The 24,943-nt window shown below is 49.9% G+C and carries 14 protein-coding genes and 1 pseudogene; 12 read left to right on the top strand and 3 right to left on the bottom strand.

Annotated features, from left to right (window positions below; translation table 25 throughout):
• Nucleotides 1–75 precede the first annotated feature (75 nt).
• From WC777_01345 to miaB, 7 genes are all read left to right on the top strand, one after another.
• Nucleotides 76–4,593 carry a hypothetical protein gene (locus WC777_01345; protein MFA6023847.1) on the top strand — a complete coding sequence of 1,506 codons (4,518 nt, stop codon included), beginning with the start codon at nt 76–78 and terminating at the stop codon, nt 4,591–4,593.
• Between the two features lie 11 nt (nt 4,594–4,604).
• Complete coding sequence (locus WC777_01340) at nt 4,605–7,232, top strand: hypothetical protein (GenBank protein ID MFA6023846.1); 2,628 nt, start codon at nt 4,605–4,607, stop codon at nt 7,230–7,232.
• 79 nt (nt 7,233–7,311) lie between these two features.
• Nucleotides 7,312–8,565, top strand: coding sequence for a putative peptidoglycan glycosyltransferase FtsW (locus tag WC777_01335; protein ID MFA6023845.1), 1,254 nt, complete (start codon nt 7,312–7,314; stop codon nt 8,563–8,565).
• Complete coding sequence (locus WC777_01330; protein ID MFA6023844.1) at nt 8,483–9,709, top strand: UDP-N-acetylglucosamine--N-acetylmuramyl-(pentapeptide) pyrophosphoryl-undecaprenol N-acetylglucosamine transferase; 1,227 nt, start codon at nt 8,483–8,485, stop codon at nt 9,707–9,709. Before WC777_01335 ends, WC777_01330 begins: the two co-directional genes overlap by 83 nt.
• Nucleotides 9,607–10,605, top strand: coding sequence for a glycosyltransferase (locus WC777_01325; GenBank protein MFA6023843.1), 999 nt, complete (start codon nt 9,607–9,609; stop codon nt 10,603–10,605). Before WC777_01330 ends, WC777_01325 begins: the two co-directional genes overlap by 103 nt.
• Nucleotides 10,595–11,551 carry a PH domain-containing protein gene (locus WC777_01320; protein MFA6023842.1) on the top strand — a complete coding sequence of 319 codons (957 nt, stop codon included), beginning with the start codon at nt 10,595–10,597 and terminating at the stop codon, nt 11,549–11,551. The genes WC777_01325 and WC777_01320 overlap by 11 nt, the downstream gene beginning before the upstream one ends.
• Nucleotides 11,552–11,602: 51 nt before the next feature.
• Complete coding sequence (gene miaB, locus WC777_01315; protein MFA6023841.1) at nt 11,603–12,949, top strand: tRNA (N6-isopentenyl adenosine(37)-C2)-methylthiotransferase MiaB; 1,347 nt, start codon at nt 11,603–11,605, stop codon at nt 12,947–12,949.
• On the opposite strand, the gene WC777_01310 is transcribed toward miaB, so the two are convergent.
• Nucleotides 12,946–14,973 carry an alanine--tRNA ligase gene (locus WC777_01310; GenBank protein ID MFA6023840.1) on the bottom strand — a complete coding sequence of 676 codons (2,028 nt, stop codon included), beginning with the start codon at nt 14,971–14,973 and terminating at the stop codon, nt 12,946–12,948. The genes miaB and WC777_01310 overlap by 4 nt on opposite strands.
• 51 nt (nt 14,974–15,024) lie before the next feature.
• On the bottom strand, nt 15,025–16,653 hold the full coding sequence (locus WC777_01305; protein ID MFA6023839.1) for a hypothetical protein: 1,629 nt from the start codon (nt 16,651–16,653) through the stop codon (nt 15,025–15,027).
• 57 nt (nt 16,654–16,710) lie between these two features.
• On the opposite strand from WC777_01305, the gene WC777_01300 reads away from it, so the two are divergent.
• The gene (locus WC777_01300; protein ID MFA6023838.1) at nt 16,711–18,564 is read left to right on the top strand and encodes a hypothetical protein; all 1,854 of its coding nucleotides are present in this window, start codon (nt 16,711–16,713) and stop codon (nt 18,562–18,564) included.
• A complete protein-coding gene (locus WC777_01295; GenBank protein ID MFA6023837.1) occupies nt 18,564–20,126 on the top strand; it encodes a DUF4012 domain-containing protein in 1,563 nt (520 codons plus the stop codon). Before WC777_01300 ends, WC777_01295 begins: the two co-directional genes overlap by 1 nt.
• Before the next feature lie 6 nt (nt 20,127–20,132).
• Here the strand turns inward: WC777_01295 and mutL are convergent, their stop codons facing one another.
• Entirely contained in the window at nt 20,133–21,836 is a 1,704-nt protein-coding gene (gene mutL, locus WC777_01290) for a DNA mismatch repair endonuclease MutL (GenBank protein MFA6023836.1), read from the bottom strand.
• On the opposite strand from mutL, the pseudogene WC777_01285 reads away from it, so the two are divergent.
• The 3 genes and pseudogenes from WC777_01285 to purH all read left to right on the top strand — a co-directional run bounded on the left by WC777_01285 (nt 21,822) and on the right by purH (nt 24,900).
• Nucleotides 21,822–23,051, top strand: a pseudogene (locus WC777_01285) (M23 family metallopeptidase). The gene mutL and the pseudogene WC777_01285 sit on opposite strands and share 15 nt — an antisense overlap.
• Before the next feature lie 26 nt (nt 23,052–23,077).
• Nucleotides 23,078–23,320: a membrane protein insertion efficiency factor YidD gene (gene yidD / locus WC777_01280; protein ID MFA6023835.1), complete on the top strand. Its 243-nt coding sequence runs from the start codon at nt 23,078–23,080 to the stop codon at nt 23,318–23,320.
• 14 nt (nt 23,321–23,334) lie between these two features.
• The gene (purH, locus tag WC777_01275; GenBank protein MFA6023834.1) at nt 23,335–24,900 is read left to right on the top strand and encodes a bifunctional phosphoribosylaminoimidazolecarboxamide formyltransferase/IMP cyclohydrolase; all 1,566 of its coding nucleotides are present in this window, start codon (nt 23,335–23,337) and stop codon (nt 24,898–24,900) included.
• Nucleotides 24,901–24,943 lie beyond the last annotated feature (43 nt).

Genomic DNA, 24,943 nt, shown 5'->3' with positions numbered 1-24,943 from the left:
CAAGCCTCTTGCCGCTACTCTAAAAATCTGCTATAATTCTAAGATACTATATTTGACTTTCAACTCTTTCGCTTCATGGCTCCTCTCAGTCCAGATCATTCCGACCCACTCGAAAACCTTCCAGAAGGGGTGGTTTTGGGGGAACCAAGGATTGACAAAAATATCCTAGGCAAAGAGGTTCAATTTAGAGTAATTCGTGCATTCAAAGGTAAGACCCATACCGGGCAAAGATTTGAGATCGAAAATGGCGAAATAAAGGCTCAGCAGGAAGATGGAAGCATGAAAATCCTTAGCGAGAATAGAGAAGACAACCTGGTATGTTTCAACATAAAAGGAGCAATTTTTTATGCCCTTGGCCTGGAAGAACACAAGGAGTTTTTTCTTGGCGGGCCCACTCATAAGGGAGGCAAATATGTCCTTGAGTTGGAAAGCCCTCTCAGCCCAGATCAATCCAACCCATTCGAAAACCTCCCAGCCGGGATGGTTTTGGGGGAGCCAAGGATTTTAAGGCTTGGAGAGTGGGACGGAAGATCCGCAGAAATCAGAAGCTATAGGGGTAGCCTTAGCGACGGCAGAAGCTTTGAGATTAGAAATGGCAGGATAGTAATCCATCAAAAAGATGGAAGCATAGCGCACCTTCCTAAGGATGTCAGCGATGCAGCAGAGTTCCTTAGCATTATAAAGCAAGTAATGATTGAAATGCACCGCGATTTGACAGGGAAAGGCAACCGAGCTCTCCCCGTACCACAAGGTGAGGAAGTAGACAATTTTAGGATTGAACTTGTTGAGAATGTTAATGGTGTGGCTTTTAGTGAAGTGATGAATCTTATAGATGCGATAGATCCACTCTCATTCCAGGATGGAGTACCATCCACAACTGCATCTGTGCACGGGTTGGTAGGGGCTATCACAGAGGACAGTCCTAACCCAAGAAACCTCCCTCCTCTTCCTCCCCGCATTCCAGAACCCACCAGCTCCTTGCTGCCTGGGGTGACCCCCTCATCCTCTGTGACACCCAAAACTGACCGAGCGGCATCGCCACTTAGCCCCACCACGAGCGACTGGGCCCCTAGTACAGCAAGAGATGCACTAGACGCCGTAGATGCAGCGGGGCTAACAGGCTTGGCAAGGGACTTGGTCAGAAAGGCCGGCGCTAAGACCCCCGAAGGTTTGAGAGATCCTGAGGACGATGGCAGGTTTATAAGAGGAGCCAGGGGTTCCATTAGAAAAGCTCCCGGCCTACCTCAAATGCAATTGAGCCAAGGGATTTGGGAAGACCAAGGAGATCGTGGAAATACAATTCTTGAATTTACATTTGAAGATGGAGACACGGTGCTTGAAATCCGTGGGGAAGTGCTGGACATTAGAAGCAAAACAACAGGGCGGGAACTCACCCTCGAAGAAGCGAAGAATTCCATCATCAAAATGGTGGACTTTATTCAAGAAAAAAGTGGGCACAGGGTGTTTACCCACCCGACAAAGAGTGGGGGAGAAGATAAATTAAAATTCGTTTTGCTGGAAGAACGGTTTGTGCCCGCGGAGGCCGCCACCGAAAGACGCAGTCTCCAAGAAGTTCTGGCGGCCAATGCCGCCGCTCTGAGCGAAGCCATGGAAGATGGTCTAATAGGAGTGGTGGACAGTGCCACCATCAGAGCACTCAAAGCTTCCGGAGCCGTTTCCAAAACGGCAAGAGAACTCGGCATGACGGCCTACGCACGAATCCTTTTGGATCAAAAGCACGATATCATAAGTGCGCACAATGTATTAAAAGAAGCGTTTGAGGGGAAGAATCTGGGTCGTTTGGAAGTGCCCAACGGTTTAGAGGCCTTAATAGAAACAGCCATTGCGGAGGCCGGGAATCAAGGGCTCAAGCTCAAAGCCTCTCAAGCCCTCGAAAAAAAGCTGAAACTGGCGGAAGAAATTATCCGGCAGCTAAAGGACGGAGAAGAGGTAGAGGATATTCGCACCTACCTTGACAATGCCATGCCAAGACATGAAGTATATGGAGTTCTTCATGAGCGAAGCGATGAAGAAAAGAAAGAAATCATAGCCTGTGCCTTTAAAAGAGCGCAGCAGCTCAGCAAAGGAAGCGCGATGACACAACTCACAAGGAAAGCAAAAGAAGCCCTTGGAGTTTTTGAGCAAGAAGCCTTTGAACTGGGGATGGTGAGCCGCGCCCGTGTACATTTTGAAGAAAGCCGTATTGCCACCGAAGTAATGGGCCTCTTAAAGGATGAGTTTAAGGGCGAGGCCGATTTGGACATTTTGGTGAAGGAAGCCATAAGACTTGCTAAGGATCCAATCTGGAACAAACGGGTAGCCAGTGCAATTGTTGAGAAAGAAAAGTTGGATGAAGAAATTGCTCACAGGCTTGCCCAGGCGGAAAAAGAAGATGGGATTCGCGTTGATCTTAAGGTCAAATTCGAAAAGTACAAATCCATCAGAGGGAAAACAATTGAACGAAGTCTCGTTGAAATAGATGAAATTTTGGATGTGGGGTTTGTAAAAGCAAAAGCCCTCCTCCTCGCCCAAGGCAAGGAATCCAAAGGGAACCTCAATATAAAAGTTCGCGAGATGGGGATGGTGAGTTACGCCCGATATCTTCTTGAAGAAGAAAAGAAAAAACCGGATGAAATTCGACGAGCATTGGAAACAGTATTTGTAGGAGAAAAAAACCTTGCAGACTTAGTGGACGCAAGCATGGAGGAACTGAAGAATGCGGATCACAATAAAAACGCCTCTTGGACTGTGGCCATGAACGAGGATTTGGACGGTGAAGTATCGCGGGAATTTGCCAAAGGCACCACAGAAGCCAATATCCGCACCAAGATCCTTGGTCTCGTGAAATCTTTTGAAGTGCATGGCATCACCATTCAGCGCTCACAAGCCGAACAAGAGGAGATTTGGCAAGCCGCCCTCACGGAAGGGAAAAAAGTGGGACAAAAACTTAAGCCGAAAGAGGCAGCGCTTCTCAAGGAAGCTCACGAGAGTGGGATGGTCATTTGGGCCCGCTACGAGTTAAAAAACGGTACCTCTGCAGAGAGAACAAAAAGGGGCCTGATACGAGAGTTCCCGGGTCCGCAAGCAGCCTTGCTCGCGGATTTAGCCATAGCCGAAGCCGTCGATGATCAGAAAATGAACTTGAGCATCGACCGTTTTGTTACAGAGGAAAAATTGGGGCAACGAGTGCTCGCCGAACGAGCAGCGGGAAGGCCTGATGCAGACATAATCAACGATCTAGGAGGTGATTATGAGGAGTACTACCATCCAAGGTTCCAAATCCTAAGGACAGACGAGGACCTAAAAACCCTCATCACTTGCGCCTTTCATCAAGCAGACGCTTTAGGAAAGTTGGGAGAAAAGGCAAAAGAAAAGCATCGAAGAAAGACAAATAGAAAAAGCAGACTCAATGCGCTCGTGCCATTAAAAGAAGAAAACGCTTGGGATACAAAAATGATGGAGATGGGGGCCTTCCGTCTGGCACGGTTGAGACGAGAACAAGGCGTGGGGAAAGACAAAACCATTCTAGAGAATGAAATTCGCGAAGAGCTCGCAAGGTTATTTGCCGGAGAGGCAAAAGCGGAAGAAATGTCGATCTACGCTGCCGAGCAGTCCAGATACTCCGCTTTCAATAAAAAAATAGCGGAAAAAGTGGTGTTTATGAAGAGCTTAGACCGATTTGCAAAAACGCACATTGCGGCCAGCTTAACAGGCGCTGCCTTGGAAGCCGCTGTTCGTGCAGACATCGTTACTCAAATGGTGGGAGTGGATATTTCCAATGCTGAGCTGGATGACCTCACTCGTGCCGCCATTCGTAAAGCCAAGAATGAAGAAAACTGGGGAGAAAGAGGCAGAAAGACAAAAGAAACAGGGGGAAAAGCTTTGGCTGTCACCGGATCCGGTTTGAAGCAAGTCTTAACCGCTCCCGGCAAAGGAATCGGTTGGCTTTGGAATCGTCGTGCAAGCATTGGATCCGGCGTTGTAACCGGCCTCAAGTATGGCGCATTCGGAGCCCTGGCTGCAGGAGCATTGGGAGCTGCCACAGTGATTGGTGGTGGAACGCTCGGATTCTTAGGTCTCCGTGCAGTGGTACCTCCAGTGGCGCGCTTTGCCTGGAATGGCCTTCGCTTGGGTGGAAATGCCGCAGTAAACTTCGTCTCCGGAGGGGTCGATTTCACAAAAACCGTCGCCGAGAGTTTGATTGTAAATCCAATCCGTGCCACTGGCCGCATGGTGAGCACCCCATTTGTGAGAGCGTACCAGGCCGCAAGATGGGCCGCCAGTAAACCAGACAAACCCGCCAATAAGCCCGGTAAAAAATGGTACACAAAGCCCTTCAAATGGGCAGGGAACAGGCTTGCCGCCGCTTGGTATCGAACCAAACAAACCGCCTTTGCCATTCCCACCGCCCTTGCTCTTGGTCTCTTTGGAGTGGGGGAAGGGGTCACCAACACAATCTCTCATGACCTCGTTGGCGCCGACTGGACTGTCCCCGAACTATCACTTTTTGAAAAACCTGATGCAAAACCGGAGGCCAAAGAAGAATCCGCCGCCCCGAAAAAAACTCCTGCCGCACCCGCCGCTAAGCACTAAATAAAACCACTATGTCTGAAAAAGCAAAACATGTCGGAACACCCCATGCCGCACCGGAGGCAGCTCCAGTGGAGGCGGCGAATAATACTCGACATTTTAAACACGGAGGGATTCTTGGGATTGCAGAATCATTTAAAGACCTCGTAGAAGGGGCAACGGTAGGCGCATTTAAAGAAACTTTCCCGCCAGAAGAACCCGCCGCGAATAACGAGGGAAGTTACCCCAAACCCGGCGCACATCCCAAACCCGGCGCACATCCCAAACCTGGTGCACATCCCAAAGCGCAAGCCGCTGTGGGAGAAGCAACCGGAGAAGCCGCAGCCGGAGAGGCAGTGGATCACGGCCCCAAAGGAGGATTCCTCCAAACAGTGGGCGCTGCCGCCCTCGCAAAACTGGGGCTGGGCGACGACGAGCATGGGAAGAAAGAGGGCGAACACGAGGTGGATCTTTCAGACGCCTTCATCCATGCCATGGGTCACGCTTCACTTCTTGGCGTTGCAGGCCCTTGGATCGCAAAAGCACTCAAGCTTGCCCGGGACAAACTAGGTCTCGCTCCCATTCATGAAACCAAAACCGATGAACAACACATCGGAGACCAAATCATGCATCAACTGCCCAGAGACAAAAAAGCTGAAAAGAAAGGAAATCGCGCCCTCGATCATCACGCTTTGGATGGCTTCTGCAAGGGCTTGAATATAGAAAATCTCGAACGGACCTTCAAAATGTTTGTAGACCAAGATCGTTTTTCCCGAGCCCTCACTCGTCCCGCTGGCCAAGAAGAAATCAAGAAAGAAATGGCAAATCTTTTAGATCTCTCGGGAGAAATAGATAGAAAGGAAGTGGAACAACAAACCACCCTTTTGTTGGAGCTCTTGGGCGGTCATGTGAACTCCAGAGTGCACGCGCAACACCATGCGCTGATTCATATTATTGGACACGCTCGAGCTTGGCTCACCGAAAAAAACCTGGAAACCCTCTACGGGACGGGAGAAACCATTGAAGACTTCCCCATGGATTACGCAAACATCGGAGACTGCATTTTGAAAATAAATGACAAAAATATTCGCCCCTTCTTCCACACCAATAAAAAGAATGGCGTAGACGATATTGAGGTAAGAGTGGGAGACATTTTGGACGCTGCATCAGTGGCTTCGGAGTTGGACAACAACCCACAGGATCTTAGGAATGAGGTGCAAAATCTCTTCAACCTAAGCGGAAGAATCACGAAACAAAAACTCATCGCTCGGGCTGCACAAATGAGGGCAAGACTGAGAGAAGGGGTGGATTGGAGCACTAACGCAAAATTGAATGATTACACCGCAACCCGGGACGCAATCATTGCCTTGATCACAAAGGCGGAAACATTGCTCACAGAAGATACCCTCAAAACACTCTACCCTGATCCAGAGCTGGAAAAAACCAAGTTCGAATGGAACAAGGATCGATACAGAGCCTTTGGCCGCACGCTCTTTACAGAAGCAAACGACAAAAATATATCGGCCTGTCTTAAGGGGTGGGATGCTGATGTACTCGAAGGAACATTCAACGGCGTCATCCCAACACTCAAGCCGGATCTTATGGATACGGAAGGAGGAAAAATGAAGCTCAAAGCGCAAGTATGCGCGCTCTACGACATAGAGCAACCTTTTGAAGCCAGGGACATTAAACGAGGAATTCAGGCCCTTAAAAAGCAGATGAAAGTGGGGACTTGGCCGGCAGGCTCCGAAGAAGAGACAAAGGCAAACGCCATAGTGATCATACTGGGAGCAGTCGACACCGCTTTGACTCCGGCCATCATTGAAAAACTTTTTGCGCAGACCATCGTTTTAGCTCCCGAAGTATTCCTGGAACACTTCCCAGAACTGGAAGAGCCCCAAGAGATCGCCGCTCATATTAGAGGGTACCGGTCCTCAAAGATGGGGAGACACTTTAAATATTTGATGAGCGCAAGTGAAATGGAAAAGGTGCTGACATCAGGAACGCCCGAAGAAAAGGACGATGCCAAGCAGGAAGTCCGCATATTCGTAGCCCAAAACATTGGGTCCGTTAGCAGTAGAAGCATTGTAGAGGTGTTCAAAGACTTTGGAGAAGCCTTTGACAAGGTAAAAGGGATACGCCCAAGTCTTGAGCCTAAATTCACAGAATTATGGAATGATTTAAGCCTTATAGCAGAAGCACTTTTGAAAGACGACCGCGCGGAGAAGCTCTTCACAGTTACGAAGAAAGTAGCCAAGGATCCCGATTTTAGTAGCATGGGGCCACAAATTCTAAGTTTGCCGGAAACGGAGTGGGTAAGCTTCTTTGAAAAAGTTCAAAGCAGCACCGATACGAGGTGGGTAGAAGCCCAAGTGAAATTAAAGGATCCCACTCTTGCATTCCGAAGGATCACAATTACTGAAGCGCAAGAACTGAAGAATATCGTTGCAGGCCTTTTGGGAGCAAAGCCCACCGATACTTTAACTTTCTCCATGATACAAAACCTTGCGCTGGACATCATTACAAGATTAGATCAAATTGAGAATCATTTGGTGGCAGCAAAAAATAAAGAAGCCATCGAAGGGAACAGAAGACTTCGTGAGCTTTATAAAAATCTCTTGCTGGCCATGAGTGCGAGCGTCGTCAAAAAAATGGCTGCTTAAAAAAGAGGATATTCACAACAGCTCTGTCTTCCCAAACATTCAAGTCTTCGCTACACTGGCTGGGCGCTTTTAGCAGACTATGTTCAAACGAAGCAAATACGATACGGTTTTACTCATAGCGGTTTTGGCGGTGGTGGCGATTGGAGTGATCATGATCACCAGTGTGGGAGTGCCCAAGTCGATTAAGATTTCGGCGCCGGACATGAAATATCCGGATTGCGCGGATGCGGCGGTGGATTGTTATTTGATTTTGAAAAATCATGTGGCGCGCGCGGGGATTGGCTTGGTGGGGATGCTGGTGGCGTGGAAGATGAATTATCGATATTGGAAAGTGTTGGGGCCCGTTTTGTACATTGCGGCGGCGGGACTTTTGGTCTTTGTGCTCTTTGCGGGAAGTGACAACAACACCTTTGCCACCAGTTGGATCAATGTGGGAGGGGCGCTGCCTTTTGTGGATTCGGTCCAGCCCTCGGAAATCGCAAAATTGGGACTGATCTTTTATTTGAGCTATTTTTTCGCAGAAAAAATATCGGTGGAAAAAACGCAAGATTTAAAAGAGGGATTCTTAAAGTTTGGGCTGATTGCCGGAACAATTATCGGTTTGATTGTCTTGCAGCCGGACATTGGCTCCGCCATGGTGCTCTCCATTATTGCCGTGGTTATTTACTATTTGGCGGGGGCGAATTGGCGACATTTGGCGGCCTTGATGGTGCTGGGCATGATGCTTTCGATCTTGGCTTACGCCACCACAACTCACATCAACAATCGCGTGAATGCTATTTTGAACCCGGAAGAAGCCTGCAGCTATGAGAGTGGAGGGGAAAGTTATTGTTGGCAAACTCGGCAGGCGAATATTGCCATTGGAAGCGGAGGTTTTTGGGGGAAGGGGCTCACGCAAGGAACTCAAAAATATTACTGGCTTCCGCAGGCGGTGGACGACTTTATTTTTGCCGCAAGCGCCAATGAACTGGGATTTTTGCGAACGGCAGGACTGGTTTTGCTCTACGCCGTGATCGCGTATCGTGGCTTCCAGATTGCCAATCATGCCCCAAACAAGTTTTCCATGCTGATGGCTGCCGGCATTACCACCTGGATTTCAGCTCAAGCCTTCGTTAATATCATGGTCAACACCGCCTTGTTTCCCATCACGGGGATCACGCTGCCATTCATGAGTTACGGAGGATCTTCGATGGTGATGACATTGGTGGGGGTGGGAGTGCTGCTCAACATTTCTAAGTACACCACGAATTATGCATATACTCTTGACCGGAGGGGGAACGGCCGGACACATCATCCCCAATCTCGCTATCGCTCGCGCTATCAAAGAAGCTAGCCCCAAGACCAAAGTCACCTATATGGGGTCTTACGGGGGAATGGAGCGAAAACTGGCGGAAGCGGCGGGACTTCCTTTTGAAGGCATACTCACCGGAAAATGGAGAAGATATTTTGCCGTGCAAAACGGGGTGGATCTATTAAAGATTCCGCTGGGAACGGCCCAGGCTTTTTTGAAATTGTTGAAGCTGCGGCCAAGTGTGGTTTTTAGCAAAGGAGGATTTGTGGGGGTGCCGGTGGTTTTGGCCGCGGGGATGATTGGGATTCCGGTTTATATCCATGAGTCCGATGCCATTCCCGGGCTGGCCACAAAATTGTGCGCGCCGTTTGCACGGAAGATTTTTTTGGGATATGCGGAGGCGGAAAAGGGGTTGCAACGGTACAAGAAAAAGCTCCAAACGGTGGGGAACCCTGTGCGAGAAGATTTGTTTGAAGGCAGTGCCGCGGCAGCCAGGAAGTGGGCGGGTTTTGTGGGAAAGAAACCGGTGCTTTTGGTGATGGGCGGGAGCAGCGGGTCTTTGGAAATCAACAAAAAAATTGAAAAAGAGAAGAAGGCGATTATGGAGGAGTATGCCGTGGTGCACATCACGGGGGAAGGAAAAAATGGTGGAGCCGGATCGGCCGCAGTACGCAAAAAAGACTTTATTGCGGTGCCTTTTGTGGGGGAAGAAATAAAGGATCTCTACGCGCTCGCTTCGCTCGCGCTCACTCGCGCCGGGGCCGGCGCTTTGGCAGAACTGGAAGCCCTGCAGATTCCCGCGCTGCTTTTCCCCTTGGGCATGAATGCGAGCAGGGGAGATCAAGTGGCCAACGCGAAGGCCCTCTGCAAAAAAAGCAAATATTATCGAATCGGTGACACAAGTCTCCCGCTCCGCGAGCAACTCGCGGCCTTGCCCAAACGGCCGCCTCGTCCTCCGCGCGCCACTCAAAATGCAACTCAAATTATTGCCCACACCCTTACATGAAGATCGGCTTTCAAGCTTGGTTCGTCACAAAACCCTACACCGGCATCGGCCAGCATTGCTTGGGCTTGCTCAGAGAGTTGGCAAAAGAAAAGGGCTTGGAATGCATCGTGGTGATCCCGGAAAGACTCTCGCCAAAAAACCTACCCAAGGGAATCCCAAAAAAATGGCTTCACACAATAAAACCCAAAAAGTTTCTACTGCACGGAGCGCTTAAAAAGTGGTATTGGGAGCGCGTGCAAGTGCCCCAGTTTTTTGCACAAGAAAAACTGGATTGGGAATACTATCCTTACCCTTGTCCGCTCCCCGAAAAATCGCCTCATCGTCGTGCCATGACCGTGCACGATCTCATTTTGTGGAAGGATCCTCGCTATAAAGGAAACCGCTTGAAACGCTACTACCACCGTCAGGCGCGTCGCAGTTTGGTGTTCATGGATCTCCTTTTCACCGTATCCGCCGCCATTCATAAAGAACTCGGCATACCTGCCGCAAAGGTCCTGCCGAATGCGATTCCGGAAATGCCAAAAAATATTCCCGCCAATAGGGACTCAAAAGAGGCCCTGGTTTATTTGGGAGGTTACGACATTCGCAAAAATGTTCCTCAAATGGTGGAAACCGTTGCGGGACTCAAGCATCCGCCCCGTCTGATGCTCATCGGCACCGCCCTGCACAGGTCCAAACTGTACCCGGAAGTTCCGGAGTATCCCTATACCTATTTCTTGGGTGCTTTACCAGATGAAGAAGTGTATTCCGCACTCAAATCCGCTAAAGCTTTCTTGCATTTTTCAGACTCGGAAGGCTTCAATATTCCGCTCCTGCAAGCCATGAGCATCGGAATTCCTGCCATTGTAAGGGACACACCCGTGAACCGTGAAATTTCCAACGATTCCGCCCTCTTCCTTCCCAAATCCGAGTCCCTCGACTCGCTTAAAGAAGGTCTCTCTGATACACTCATGTTATTGGAAGATCCCGCGCGCAGAAAGTCCGTCGTGGCTGCGCAAAAAAAAGCGGCTGCGCGCTTCTCATGGAAAAAATCACTCAACATTTTTTTAAGCCAACTGAAGTCTCATGAAGAATAAGACCAACGACTACGGCAATCACCGTTTCCCCGGTCAAAAAGAAGGAGAGCACATCAAACTGGTGATTCGAAAGCACTGGATCATCGATGTGAGGATTGGCATCACACTTTTTGTGATTGGCTTCCTACCCCTTTTAATAGCCGTGGTGGCGGAAGTGCTCATTTTGGATCAAGGGTGGAACGATACTTTTTTGAGTGTGGCCATGGGCTTTACCGCGTACTTGCTCGTTATTCTTTTGATCACCTTTATCAAGTGGCTCAATGAAGAGTTGGACATTATTGTAGCCACCGAAAATCGCATCATTTCTCACGAGCAAATCGACCTTTTCCATCGTCAAGTTTCAGAGGCCAATTTAGGCCAGATTCAAGATGTTACCGGGATCCAAAAAGGATTTTGGCAAAGCATTTTTCATTACGGAAAGATTGAAATTCAAACTTCTGCTTCCGACATTTTTTTCGTCATCGATTTTGTCAGCAGGCCTTACGAAAATGCACGGGCACTTTTAGATTTGCGCGATAAAACCACCCCACACCATGATTGAAAATCTCATTCTTATCCTTATTGCCGCCGCCATACTGGGATTCATCGTCCTCATTTGGCTGAGGCAAAGCGTGGCCCATGAGCTCCGTGAAGTAAAAACTCGCGAAGCCCTGCTGAAGCACGATTTTGAACACCGTCGTGACATTGTGCCGTACTTGCTGGAAAGCGCACGGAAGGAAGTCGGCGTTACGGATGCATGGACCAAACTGGCCGAAATCCGCGCGCTCTTTTTATCACCACAGCCTCAAGAAAAAGAATTGGAATTCGAAGGAACTTTACTGGCTTTCGTTCAGCAAACTCCTTGCCGGTCGCTCCACTTTTTAGACGCAAAAAAAGACATCGAGGATATTTCGACACTCATCGAAAAGCAAAAAGCAGACCGTCTGGAAGCCATTTCCCGCTATAGTGAGCGCCGAAAACAGTTCCCTTATTCGCTTGCGTCTGCTATCTTCGGCCTGTGAAGTACTTTATTCAGACTTACGGTTGCGCCATGAACAGCTCCGATTCCGAAAGGGTCGCGAGCGTCCTTGAGCGACTGGGCTACGAAACAGCCGAAAGCCAAAACCACGCCGACCTTTTGGTGCTCAACACCTGCAGCGTGAAGCAAAAAGCGGAAGACAGGGTCTACGGGCTCCGTAAAATTTTAGCCAAGCTCCACGAAGAAAATCCTGCTCTAAAAATCGCCGTGACCGGCTGCATGATTCGTAGCACCGGAACCCAAGAAGACCAACTTTTAAAGAGGATGCCGGAAGTGGATTTTGTTTTTAGAATTGAAGAAGTGGCCCGCCTTCCGGAGCTGCTCAAACAAGTGGATTCAAGCCTCGATTTCTCCGATCAAATCGACGAAGGCACCCTAGAAAATTACTTTAAAATCGCACCCAAAAAATCCACAGGTGCCAGCGTTTTTGTGCCCATCATGACCGGCTGCGACAAGTTCTGCACCTACTGCATCGTGCCCTTCACCCGTGGCCGCGAAATGAGTCGCGACTTCGAAGACATTGTGGCCGAATGCAAGAAACATGTTGAAGAAGGCGCACTCGAAATCACCCTCGTTGGACAAACCGTGAATTCGTACGGGCTCAGTTTCAACGACAAAAAATCCGGAAAATTCACCGCCTACGGCAAGAGCCCTTTCTCAGCCCTTCTCATCGAAATCGACAAACTAAAGAGCTCCGGCCTGAGCCGTCTCCGTTTCACTTCGCCCCACCCCCGCGATTTCACCGATGAACTCATCCAAACGCTCGCCAGCCTCGAAACCATTTGTCCCTACATTCACATGCCGGTCCAGTCCGGCGACAACCGCATTCTTCGCCGCATGAATCGCAACTACACCGCACCGGAATATCAAACCATCATGCGCAAAATCCAGGCCGCCATTCCGGGCTGTGCCATCAGCACAGACATCATTGTGGGCTTCCCCGGCGAAACAGACGAAGAATTTGAAAACACATTCAAAATGTATGAGGAAATGGAATGGGACACCTGCTTCATTTCCCGCTACTCGCCCCGCAAAGGCACCTATTCCCAAAAAAGCCTCCCCGACGACATTTCTCACGAACTCAAAGAAGCCCGTTGGCATCGCCTCAACAATCTGCTCAAAACAATTTCAAACAAAAAACACCAGGCTTTTATAGGCCGCACGGTGGAAGTGTTAGTCACCGAACAAATCGGCCAAAGCTGCCGTGGCCGCACGCGCGAATTCAAAGAAATAGAGTTCCGCAGCAACCGCCCTCTCCTAGGCAAACTCGCCACCGTCCGCGTCACCGAAGCCGACACTTTTTATTTGAAAGGGGGCTTGATTTAAGCTTTCGGCTCCAACACCGCCTTAATTCGTCGAATTCCCGATGAGCTGGATTCCTCTTTCACAATTTTAAAGTGTCCGGCGAGGAGGCCGGTGTGTTCCACATGAGGTCCGCCACAGATTTCTTTGGAATAGTCGCCCATCATGTAAACCTTCACTTTGCCCTCCAGTTCGCCTTCGTATTTATCAATGAACACGCCGGTGGCGTTGAGGGTGCGCGCCTGCTCCACAGTCATCTCTTCAAAGTGTACAGGGTGGTCCGCCGCAATGGCCGCATTCACAATCCGTTCCACTTCCGCAATCTGCTCCGGCGTAAGTTTTTCGGGATAATTGAAGTCGAAGCGCAGTCGTTCTTGCGTGATATTGGAGCCTTTTTGTTCCACGGTTTTCCCGAGCACACGGCGCAGCGCCTCCAGCATCAAATGAGTGGCGGTGTGCAGTTTGGTGGTCTCAAAACTGTGGTCCGCAAGCCCTCCCGCAAACTTTTGTTCCGCTCCCACACGGGATTTTTCTTGGTGTTGTTTAAAGGCCTTTTCAAAACCTTCTTTGTCCACAAAGACTCCTCGCTCTTGCATCATTTCCATGGTCATTTCCAAGGGGAAACCATAACTTTCAAAGTAGAAGAAAGCACGCTCTCCTCGCAAAGCCCAACTGTTTTGAATCAGTTCATTGGCTTTTTCACGAACAGGTTTAAGCACGGCCTCATCCACGGTTTTTTCAGCCGCCTCCGCTTTAAACTCAGCCCGCAGTTTTCCCAAAACCGGCCGTAACGATTCATTCATAATTTTTAAAGAATCTCCCGCCGAAATCGTTTGGCTCAGCGCGCTCAGTGCCATTTCAAGCCACGCGACCTTACTTTCTTTGGCTAAAATGGCCAAAGCCTCATTCACCCGTTCAGTGTCTTTTTGAATTTCCTGCTCGCCTCTATTCAAAGCTTCCTGGAACTGTTCTTCTTCTTTTTTCAAACTCTCCAAAATGCGCTTTTCATTTTTCACCAACTCTTTGTAGGTTTCCCCATAAAGACCGATATAAAGTCGAGCCAATTCCGTAGTGAACTCGCCCTGAATTCCCAGTTTGCGTCCATGTCGAATGGCCCTGCGAATGAGCCGTCGAAGCACATAGCCTTGGTCCACATTGGAGGGGGTAACCCCTCGCTCATCCCCCAAAATAAAGGTGGCGGTACGAATGTGGTCGGCCACAATTCGTTCGCTGGTTGGACTATTGTCGTCCACGGAAAGGTTTCGGATCCGTTGCATCACCGCCTCAAAAAGCTCAGTCTCATAAGGGCTCTTTTTACCCTGCAAAATGGCCGTGGTGCGCTCAAGTCCCATTCCTGTATCCACATTTTTCTGTTCGAGCGGAGTGTAAGAACCGTCTTCATTTTTATTGTATTGCATAAACACATCATTCCAAATTTCCACCCATTTTTTATCTTTGGGATCATACACTTCAGGCGCTTCGCCCTCTCCGGTCCAGTAAAACATTTCGGTGTCCGGTCCACAGGGCCCGGTGAGACCCGCAGGCCCCCACCAGTTGTCCTCTTTGGGCAAAAACGCAATGCGGGTATCCGGTATGCCAAGCCCACGCCAAATCCCGGCGGCCTCCTCATCTCGTGGAGCATTTTCATCTCCTTCAAAACAAGTCACCGCCAGATTTTTCACATCAATTCCCAGCCCGCCTTCTTCTTGCGGACTCGTCAAAAATTCAAAAGACATTTTTATGGCACCCTCCTTAAAATAATCCCCCAAAGACCAGTTTCCCAGCATTTCAAAAAAAGTCAGATGAGTGGGGTCGCCCACTTCATCAATATCCCCCGTTCGCACACAGCGCTGCACATCGGTGAGCCGCGTTCCCGCCGGGTGTTTTTCTCCCATCAAATACGGCACCAGCGGATGCATTCCCGCCGTGGTAAAGAGCACCGTAGGATCATTCTCCGGAATCAAGCTCGCCCCCAAAATTTCCGCATGTCCATGCTTGTGGACAAAGAAATCCAGATAACGGCGTCGAATTTGAGCAGCAGTAAGCATGCTCGTAGGGTACAATTTGTCTCAAGAGAGGTCAATTTGTTTTGTGCAGCCCTACTTCACAACCTTAAGATATTCCTCCTCACTTAAAATTCGCCCATCGTAGTCCGCGGGCCAGTTGGTAAAGATGGGGCGCCCGGATTTTCCACAAACAGTTTCTCGGAGCTCTCCATTAAAAGGCATCCACTTGAGGTTTTCTTGCATCCGTTGGACATAATAGCGATGGGGCAAAGGAACCTTCATTTTTTTGGAAAACTCAATGTCCGCCGCCTGGATTTGAAAAGGTCTTTGATAGCTCTCATCCCAAAAAACCTGGGCAAGCAAGGCCGTCTCCTCCGCAGCACTAAGTGAGAAAACAGAATCGGGAATATCCTCAAGCTCAGCGGTCTTCACCACGGTCTGTTTTTCCAACGGCCGTTCCACCGGAAAATAAAATCCAGAAAAACTCTCCTCGTAAGGATTTGGGGCAAAATGAGCCGGGAAAAATCGCCCCCATTCACCGGTTTTTCTCATGTGCTCCACCAATTCAGCTCGGATCCGTTCATAGTCTTCTTTGGAATACTGTTTGTTGAAAATGCAATATTTGGCGTTCACCAAGCCACAGCAGCCAAAGCAATATTGGCAGTTTTGCAGATAAGCGGAGTACTCAGTGAATCGGGAGTGCAGGGTACTGAAACAAAAGCGTGCTTCATAAGAATAAGAGGGCAGGCTGGACATATAAACGAGCTCACTTCCCACGGTCCCCAAAGAATCCAAAATAGTTCGAGCCTTGGGCCCGCAAAAGGCCACATTCGCGCAGGTCTCATGCTCCGAAAGCAAGTAGCAATTCTCACAATCCTTGGAATACCGTATAAAGTTCCCTGTGGAATTCTCACATTTGTCGATCTGCAGGGCGCGATGCCAAGCCAGCTCTTTCATCATCTTCGCAAAAAAAGCTTTGGCGGCTTCATAATTTTTGTGAGACGAAAGATTCCATTCCGCTCGCTTCTTTTCGTACTCCTCTTTTGTGAGCTGCTCATTGGCAAAGCAATATTTTTTATTGCGCAAATTGAAACAAAACAAACAGTCGCTGCAGTCCCGGCAGTCGTACAAAAAGGCGGAGTCCTGCACGGCTTTTGAGTTGAGCAAAAAGACACTGTTGTAGCAAGCGCTGGAGTTGATGAGGTCGAGGCACAGCTGGGAATCGAAGGAGAACACAGTTCCATGATTGTCTTTGATGCTGTCACAGCCGTAGCAATAACGACAATCTTCGTTGCCTTGGCCGGAGTGGCAAAGGTAGCAATTTCGACTGTAGTACCAGTCATCCGTGTATTCGCAGTTTTGATTGTTGCTTTGAAAAGCGTGGGGCAGGGGGCAGGTTTGAAAAAGTTCCCAGGCCTGGTCAAAAAAGGGGCGTGAAAAGTCCGGATCTTGGGAAGGCGGATTGGCGTGCGCCACCCATTCATCTCGATGCCAAACGGGATAGGCGCAGTCTTCTCTAAAAATAGAAACAAGGGGGCGGCCGGTTTTATCGCAGCGCCGTTTGTGCAGGTTCCAGTGTGGCCAAAAAGCACCCAATTCTTGAAACCGATATTTGGGAAGCACCGTGGGCAGCGAGTCCGAAAGCCCAAATTTTTCTCGCAGCTGGAGTTCAATGGGGCCGACCGTGAAGGATTCACCGGAAATGCTGCAAGTGCTGATCATGCGGGGATTTTAACATGAAAGTGGCTCAGCGGGTCAAGAAATGGTATTCTGCAAAATATGGAGCGATTTAAAGCATGGCTGGGGGAGGGACTTATTCTGGTGCCGACGGTTCTATTGCTCGGGCTGCTTTTGTATTCTTTGGCGTTTCGTTATGGGTCGCTTGGAAATATCGCGGAGCTTCTGCCGGCGGAAACGGATGCATTTTTTATAGTGAACCGAGAGGACTACAAGGCATCGGGAGAGCCGATTCGATCGGAGTTTATGAGTGAATTTTTAGGAACCCCTTTGGACGAGCTGACTTGGTTGGGGCGAGATTTGGGCGTGGCTTGGGTGGATGGCTCCGTGGTGGAGTTTTTGGAGACCACCGTGCAGGGCGAGGCCGAGGATTTTTTTGCGGGCTTGGTGGAAGGCGGAGAGCTGACCCCCAGCATTTTGGACAAAGACATTCAGTGCTTTAAACTCGAGGCGCTCTGCATGCAGAGCCAAGGCCGGTGGTTTATTTTCTCAAGTTCCGAAGAGGCGCTGGCGGCCGTGGCGGCCGCCGGTCCAAGTTTGGAAAGCACCGCAAAATATCAAAATGTCCGCTCACGGTTAAAACAAGCCGCCAGCGCCTTTGTTTACATTGATCTCACGGCAAACATTCCGGAAATGGGCGTGCAGCTCCGAGCGCTCGGCATCAACGAGCCTCTTTTACTGCAATCCTTGCTGGAAATTTTCCCGGCATGGGGAGCCAGCATCACCATGGAGCCGGGAGCCTGGTTTGCAGAAAGTTTCCTTGCCGTGGACAAAAAGAAAATCCGCGGAGCTTATTTCCATCCCAACAAAAAGTACGAGCAGAAATTCCTCCCATGGACGCAAAACTTCGCTTGGGAATGGGGCACAACCGACTTGGCTGCTCAAATCGTGCGCATGGAAGAAATTTTCACGGAATTGGGCACAGCGCAACAAGTCATTTTTGGATCCAGTCTGGATCGGCAGCTCAGAACACATCTTGGGGGAGCAGACCTGACTCAGGTTCTCACCTTACTGGACAAAGAAACTTACTTTGGATTCACCTCTTGGGAGGACTTTCTCTTCATTTTGGAACTGGAAGAGGGAGAACGGGCGCAGGCGGAAGCACTGCTCGCCAATACGGGTTGGCCACACAGCTTTACGGAGGACGCACTCATCATCGCGGCCAGAGAAGACCTTTTGACAGCGACTCTAGACAAAAAAAACGGCTTAAAAGAAGACAGAGATTTGGCCGATATTTCCGTTCTCCTCCCCGGATCTGACGAATTTTGGATTTTAAATGGTGCATTTTTCCCAGAAGAGCATATACTGATGCAGCGCCTGTCCACCCTCAAGTCCATTTTGTCCACGCGAAAGGCGTTTGACGACGGAATCTTCACTCGCACTTCTCTGCTTCCATGAGCACTCAACTGAATATTGGTCCCGAGAATCCTCTGCCGCCGGAACTTCCGGAGCCTTCCAAACATGTCATCAATTTGAAGGACACGGATGGCGCAAAAAAACAAGAAGCACACAAAGAAGTGAGCCTGGATTTGAAGCGCATTTGCATTGTGGGTGAACTGCCTCCGCACCGTAGAGGCCTTGGACGAATGCCCATGGTGGCCGCAGCCTTGGTTATGATTTTTGCGCTCAATTTGGGACAAGTCTTTTTTCTTGGAAATCAAGAGGGCACGGAAGCGCTGGCACTTGCCGGGGAAGCCTTTGTGAGCCTGCAGGGAGCCGGTAAATCCATACTCAATGGAGAAGAGGGAGCCGATGCGGTTCTTTTTGCTCAAGCGGGGCAACTTTTTGAAGAAGCAAAAGAAAAAGGAGCATTTTTACTCCAAGGAGATTCCGCGTGGCTCTCCCAGCCCAAACAGGTGCAGAGCTTGGAAAACTTGCTGAATGCCGGATCTTTAATGACCGAAGTGGGGCAAAGCATCGGTCGCGCTCGCACCGCATTCACCGCTCTTGACCCCGCCGCCTCACTCACCGATCAGCTCCGAAAAATATCTGAAGAAGAACTTGAGCCCACTGCACAAAAACTCCATCAAATCGACGCACTTTTGTCCGCCGTGGACCTTTCGGGGACCGAATACCAGGAAAAGTTCGCGGGCTTTCAAGAAAAACTCACCGCACTCACCTCCTTTTTTGATCTTTGGGTGTCCTCAAAAGAACCTGTTCTCACCGCACTGGGAGACCACACCCCTCAGCATTATCTGGTGCTTTTACAAAACAATGATGAACTGCGCATGGGTGGTGGATTTATAGGAAGTTTGGCTATTGTGGAAGTCAACGACGGACATCTCACCAAAATGGATTTTCACGATGTCTATGATTTTGATGGGGTCTACTTCACTCCACAAGAAGTTCCCGTGCACGAGCTTCGCCCTCTCACCGCACAGTGGCGTTTGAGAGACAGCAATATTTCACCCGACTTTCCCGTTTCTGCTGAAAAGGCCATGTGGTTTTTGCAAGAGGAAGGAGGCCAGGGGGTGGATGGGGTGATTGGCCTCAATTTGTCCGCTGCACAAGCCTTTTTGGAAGACACGGGTCCGCTCAAACTCAACTCTTTAAGCAAGGAACTCACGGCGGAAACACTGCCCGTGGTGATCAGCACGATAGTAGAAGCCAAAGTGGACAAGGAGAGTCCAAAGGCTATTTTGGGTGAACTCTTGGAGGCGTTCATGGAAAAACTGGAACCCGTCACTGTGAAAACCGCGGTTGCGCAAACGGCACTGGAAGAAGCCCATAAAAAACAGATTCTTTTTTACCACCGAGACCCGTTGGTTCAGGAACTTTTCAGCTCCATGGGAATGACGGGAGACCTCCCACCTCTCGCCGAATTGGATCACGACTTTTTTATGCCGGTGTTCACCAATATCGGTGGGAATAAGACCGATCGATACATGGAGACGCATCTTCAACACGACACTCAAATCAATGAAGATGGGAGCACGGTTAACGCCATCACGGTGGAGCGCACACATTCTTTTACCGCAGGCACGCAAGCTTGGCTCAAAAACACCCTGGCTTCTTATGGTTTCACGGCCTGGAATCCGGGGCTTGAACAGGTTCTTGGAAACGCGGCAAATCACTCCGGAATCCGTCTTTATGTCCCCGAGGGCGCCAGCATTCTTTCAACGGAAGGCATTTTGAGAGATGAAGTGCAGTTTTTCTACGATCCGGAGCAGGATCTCTCCTATTATTTTGTGGAACAAACGGTGAACCCCGGTGAAACAAAAAGCTTCACCATCGTTTTCACAAACCCATGGAATTTCAAAGGCAATTTTGAGGAATACAATTTTGAATTGTTCAAACAGCCGGGACTTAAAAGCATCTCATTTGAAAAAACAGTCACCGCCTTATCCGAAACTCTGCTGTCCTCATACCCCATCGCCACGGACTTTGTGGATGGGATGGACTATGCGCTTTCCGGCCCACTTCAAAATGATCTTCGTATTCAGCTGCTCTACCGCTAAATCCTTCTAAAAATTCCTCCGTTTAAACAAGGTCTCCAATTTGTCGTAGCTGAAAGAAATCATGGAGGGTCGGCCATGAGGGCAGTGGGTGGCATTTTTGGTTTCCTGCATGTCTTTCACCAAAGCCTGCATCTCTCCCAGGGTGAGCGTATCCCCAAACTTGATGGCACCACGGCACGCCGTCATGGTGGCGAGGCTCTCCAAATTGCGGTGCACACGGTTTTGCTTCCACTCTGCGGTAAAATCAGCCAAAATTTCTTGAATCACCCGTTCAGGGTCTCTTTTTTCGAGTCCGGCCGGAATGCTGCGAACCACAAAACTAGAGCCGCCGAATTCCTCAAACTCAAAACCCAATGCCGCAAAATCTTCACGATTTTCTCGAATCAGTCTTTGGCTGTCCACGCCCAAGTCCAGCTCCAAAGGAGTCAACAGCACTTGTTTCAAATCGCGCTTGTTTTCAAGGGCATGCATCAGCCGCTCGTATCGTACTCGTTCGTGGGCCGCGTGTTGATCGATCAGCACCAGACCCTCCTCACTCTCCGCCACAATGTAGGATCGCGCGATTTGTACAAGGGGCCGCAAGGCAAGTCCCTGCACCGAGAAATCCAGCACCTGTTCCCCCAACGGCGCCGGTCCACCCACCAAAAGAGGTTCAAAATTCTGCACTTTATCGAGCAAAGACTCCGTGCGAATGTTCGCCGATTGAATCAAAGGAGTCAACAAATTATTTTCCAAAGCATGCTTCACCGCGCCAAAAATAATGTGATGCACTTCTTGTGAATTGACGAATCGCACCTCCAGTTTTCGTGGATGCACATTGCAGTCCACCAAAGCCGGATCCATTTGAATATCAACAATAAACCACGGATTTTTTTCATGCATGAGCAGCGAATGAAACGCTTCTTTTACCGCGTGACTCACCAAACGATTTTCGATGCATCGCCCATTCACAAATAAATACTGATATTTCTTGGTCGCCCTCGCAAGCTCGGGCTTCCCTATGTATCCGCTCACCGTGAAATTGGACTGGTCGTAACGCAAAGGCAAAAGAGCGTTGGCCGTGCCTCCTCCAAACAAAACCCGTACGCGGTCTTTTATACTCTGCGCCGCGGGCAAATCAAAAACCTCCACCCCGTCTTTTTTGAGTCGAAAGCCCACACTTGAATGGGCCAGGGCAATGGCACACAGGAGGTCAAAAATATGTCCATACTCCGTGGATTCGGACTTCATGTATTTTCTTCGCGCCGGGGTGTGTTCAAAAAGCCCATAAATGGTGAAATCGCTTCCACTGCTGCACGCCACCGGTTCAAAAAGCTCCTCTCGCCCGCCATCCATTTCCACTTGCGTCCCCACCACATCTTCACTCCGCCTCGTCTTCAAATTCACCCGCGCAATACTGGCGATGCTCGCCAAAGCTTCTCCACGGAAACCCAAACTCCTCAGGCGGAGCAAATCCTCCAAGGCCACAATTTTACTGGTGGCGTGCCGCGTAAACGCCAGTCGTGCATCCTCCACCGTCATTCCACAGCCATTGTCCACCACTCGAATTTTCCGGAGTCCACCCGCCTCGATTTCAATGCCAATCTGCGTGGCGCCACTGTCAATTGCGTTCTCCACCAGCTCTTTCACCGCACTGGCCGGTCGTTCAATCACTTCCCCCGCGGCGATTTGACTAATGAGTTCCTGCGGAAGCAAATGGATGGTCTGCATATCCAGAATCTAGCACCCCCCTTGCCACCCGTCCATTTTTGTGCAAGAATTCACAAGATGAGTAAGGTCAATACAGAAGCCCGAAAAGAACGACACCGTAAACTTTTCGAAGGCCATTATCAGACTCTTCCGGGACAAGTTTGGTTTCACCTCAAGAGGGGAGCCCAAAAGCTCTTTTTCCTTCTCTTACCTTCGGGTAGGCGACTTTCTCAATTCATGCATCCCTTGGATCGCATGCCCGCCCCCCGTCGTCTTTACACACAAATGGCATCCTTCAGCATCTTTTTGCTGCTGCTCACCTCTGTAAACACCACCGCCGCCTCCTCAGGAGGGGAAAATGTGGGAAAAGAGTACCTTTCTCTGGAGACCACCGGCTCGTACATCACGGATGAAGAGGGGTACATTATTAAAAACATGCCCTTGGAGGGAGAGGGAACCTACGATCAAAACCGCAGTGAACGCATGGAGCATGAGGTTCAAGCCGGAGAAACCCTTTCGATGATCGCCTACCGCTGGGGAGTTTCAGTGAGCTCCCTCCGCTACCTCAACACAAGTTTGGGGAACAGCGATTATTTAAAAGTGGGCCAGGTCCTCACCATTCCTCCAAAAGATGGAATTTATGTAAAAATCCCGGCAGGCAGCTCGCTGGTTTCACTCATGGACAAATACAAGGGAAGCCTGGATAAGACCAAGGAATTCAACGGCATTGAAGACGATAGTCAACTCACGGAAGGGGAAGAGATTTTTATTGTGGACGGTCGACCGGAAGCACCGGTTTACATCGCAAACACCAACTCCAAGAGCAAAGATTACGGATATGTCGGAGGGTCCTATCTTCCCACCACTATTCAGTACGACATCACTCCCAGCGCCGAGGGTTGGATTCGCCCCACACAAGGAAAAATCACTCAAGGATACCGTGCCGGGCATTACGCGTATGATGTGGCCGACCGCAGTCAGCCCCCCATTTTGGCAGCAGGGTCCGGAACCGTGGTTTACGCATCTGCCGGAGGATGGGATGGAGGATATGGAACCAATATTTGGATCGACCACGGCGATGGCTACAAGAGTCACTACGCCCACATGGAGGCTATTTTCGTAACTGTTGGAGACACGGTTTCTCAGGGCCAGGCCATTGGAAAAATGGGGAACACCGGCCGTGTCTACGGAGCCACCGGAATCCACTTGCACTTCGAGCTTGAATACAACGGAACCAAAATATCTCCAAGCGTAATGGGCGTATGGTGACCCTCCTTCAACTCCTCATCCGACTCTATCAGGTGACCCTCTCCCCGGATCACTCTTGGCTACGGCACATTTTCCCCGGGGGTTTTTGTCGATTCACTCCCTCATGCAGTGCCTACACTCACGAGGCCATTGGCAAATATGGAGCCATTCGTGGCAGCCTCAAAGGTCTCTGGCGCATCCTCCGCTGCAACCCGTGGAGCAAAGGGGGGCTTGACCTGCCATGACAAAGTAGCTAAGCTCACGCAGCATTATGAATCCTCTCACTGGAGTTCGCAAAATTGCTCGCGCCCTGATCAGTGTGTCCGACAAAACGGACCTGATCCCTCTGGCAGAAGCACTCATCGAACACGGGGCGGAGATTTTATCGACGGGAGGAAGCGCAAAAGCACTCAAAGAGGCGGGCATTAAAGTAACCGATGTTTCCGACTATACCGGCTTCCCGGAAATGATGGGTGGCCGCGTCAAAACTCTGCATCCCCTGGTGCACGGCGGCATTTTGATGCGCCGCGGCGAGGATGACGAAGTGGCGGAAAAAAATGGAATCAAGCCCATCGATATGGTCATCATCAACCTCTACCCCTTCAGCGAGACCGTGGAAAAAGAAGGAATTACAGAGGAAGAAGCCATTGAGCAAATCGACATCGGGGGCCCGGCCATGCTTCGCTCCGCCGCCAAGAACTTCAAATTTGTGACCGCAGTTACCGCCATAAAAGACTATGCCTTGATCATTGAAGAGTTGAAGCAAGGCGGGATAAGCGCAGAGACTCGCCGCAATCTCGCCATCAAAGTTTTTGAAAAAACCAACCATTACGATCACGCCATTGCGGAATATTTACGGACCAAAGGAGAGCCGGTGGAGCTGCTCGATTTGCATTACGAAAAGGTAATGAAACTTCGTTACGGAGAAAATTCTCACCAAAAGGCGGTCTTTTTCCGTGACCCCACCGATCACTTCCCAAATGTCACCAATGCCAAGGTTTTGCAGGGGAAAGAATTGTCATTCAATAACATCATTGATGCCGACGGGGCACTGGAACTTGTCAAAGATTTTGACAAGCCGGCAGCCGCAGTAATAAAGCACACAAACCCTTGTGGGGCCGCCACAGCTGACAACATTACGGACGCTTTTGTTGAGGCCCACTCGGTGGACCCCATGGCGGCTTTTGGTTGCGTGATTGCTCTCAATCGCCCCTGCACCCAAGAAATTGCCCAGTACATTGTGGACAAAAAACTCTTCGTGGAAATTATAATTTGTCCAAATTTTGAAAAAGGCGCGCTCGAGCTCCTGAGCCAAAAGCAAAATCTTCGTTTACTGGAGACCGGGGAGCTCCGCCGCAACCCCAATCAACGCAGCATCAAAACAGTTTCCGGTGGGATTTTGGTACAGAACGCCGATCAATTTGTTGTGACGGAAAAAGATCTCAAAGTCGTCACCCAGCAAGAGCCCACCCCGGATGAAATTGAAGAAATGCTTTTCGCACGAATCCTTGTGAAACATGTAAAATCCAACGCCGTGGTTTTCGCCAAAAAGAACAGCAAGGGGGGCTGCAGCGCAACGGGAATCGGAGCCGGACAAATGTCTCGCGTAGATAGCGTCATCATTGCAAAACGCAAAGGCGGCGACCGTGTTCCCGGGTCCGTTATGGCCTCCGATGCCTTTTTCCCTTTCCCGGATGCTGTGGAAGAGGCTCACGCCGCCGGTATTCACTCCATCATCCAACCGGGCGGGTCCATTCGTGACGAAGAAGTCATCAAAAAAGCCGATGAACTCGGCATGACCATGGTTTGCACCGGAATTAGGAGTTTTAAGCACTAAAAAGCCTTGAAGTTTTATATGGGGGGGGCTAGGCTTTAAGCCA

The organism is Candidatus Gracilibacteria bacterium (assembly GCA_041661045.1).
Lineage (GTDB): Bacteria > Patescibacteriota > Gracilibacteria > UBA1369 > 2-02-FULL-48-14 > 2-02-FULL-48-14.
Note: the sequence above shows the minus strand (reverse complement) of the source record. Positions and strands in the feature narration are given on the sequence as shown.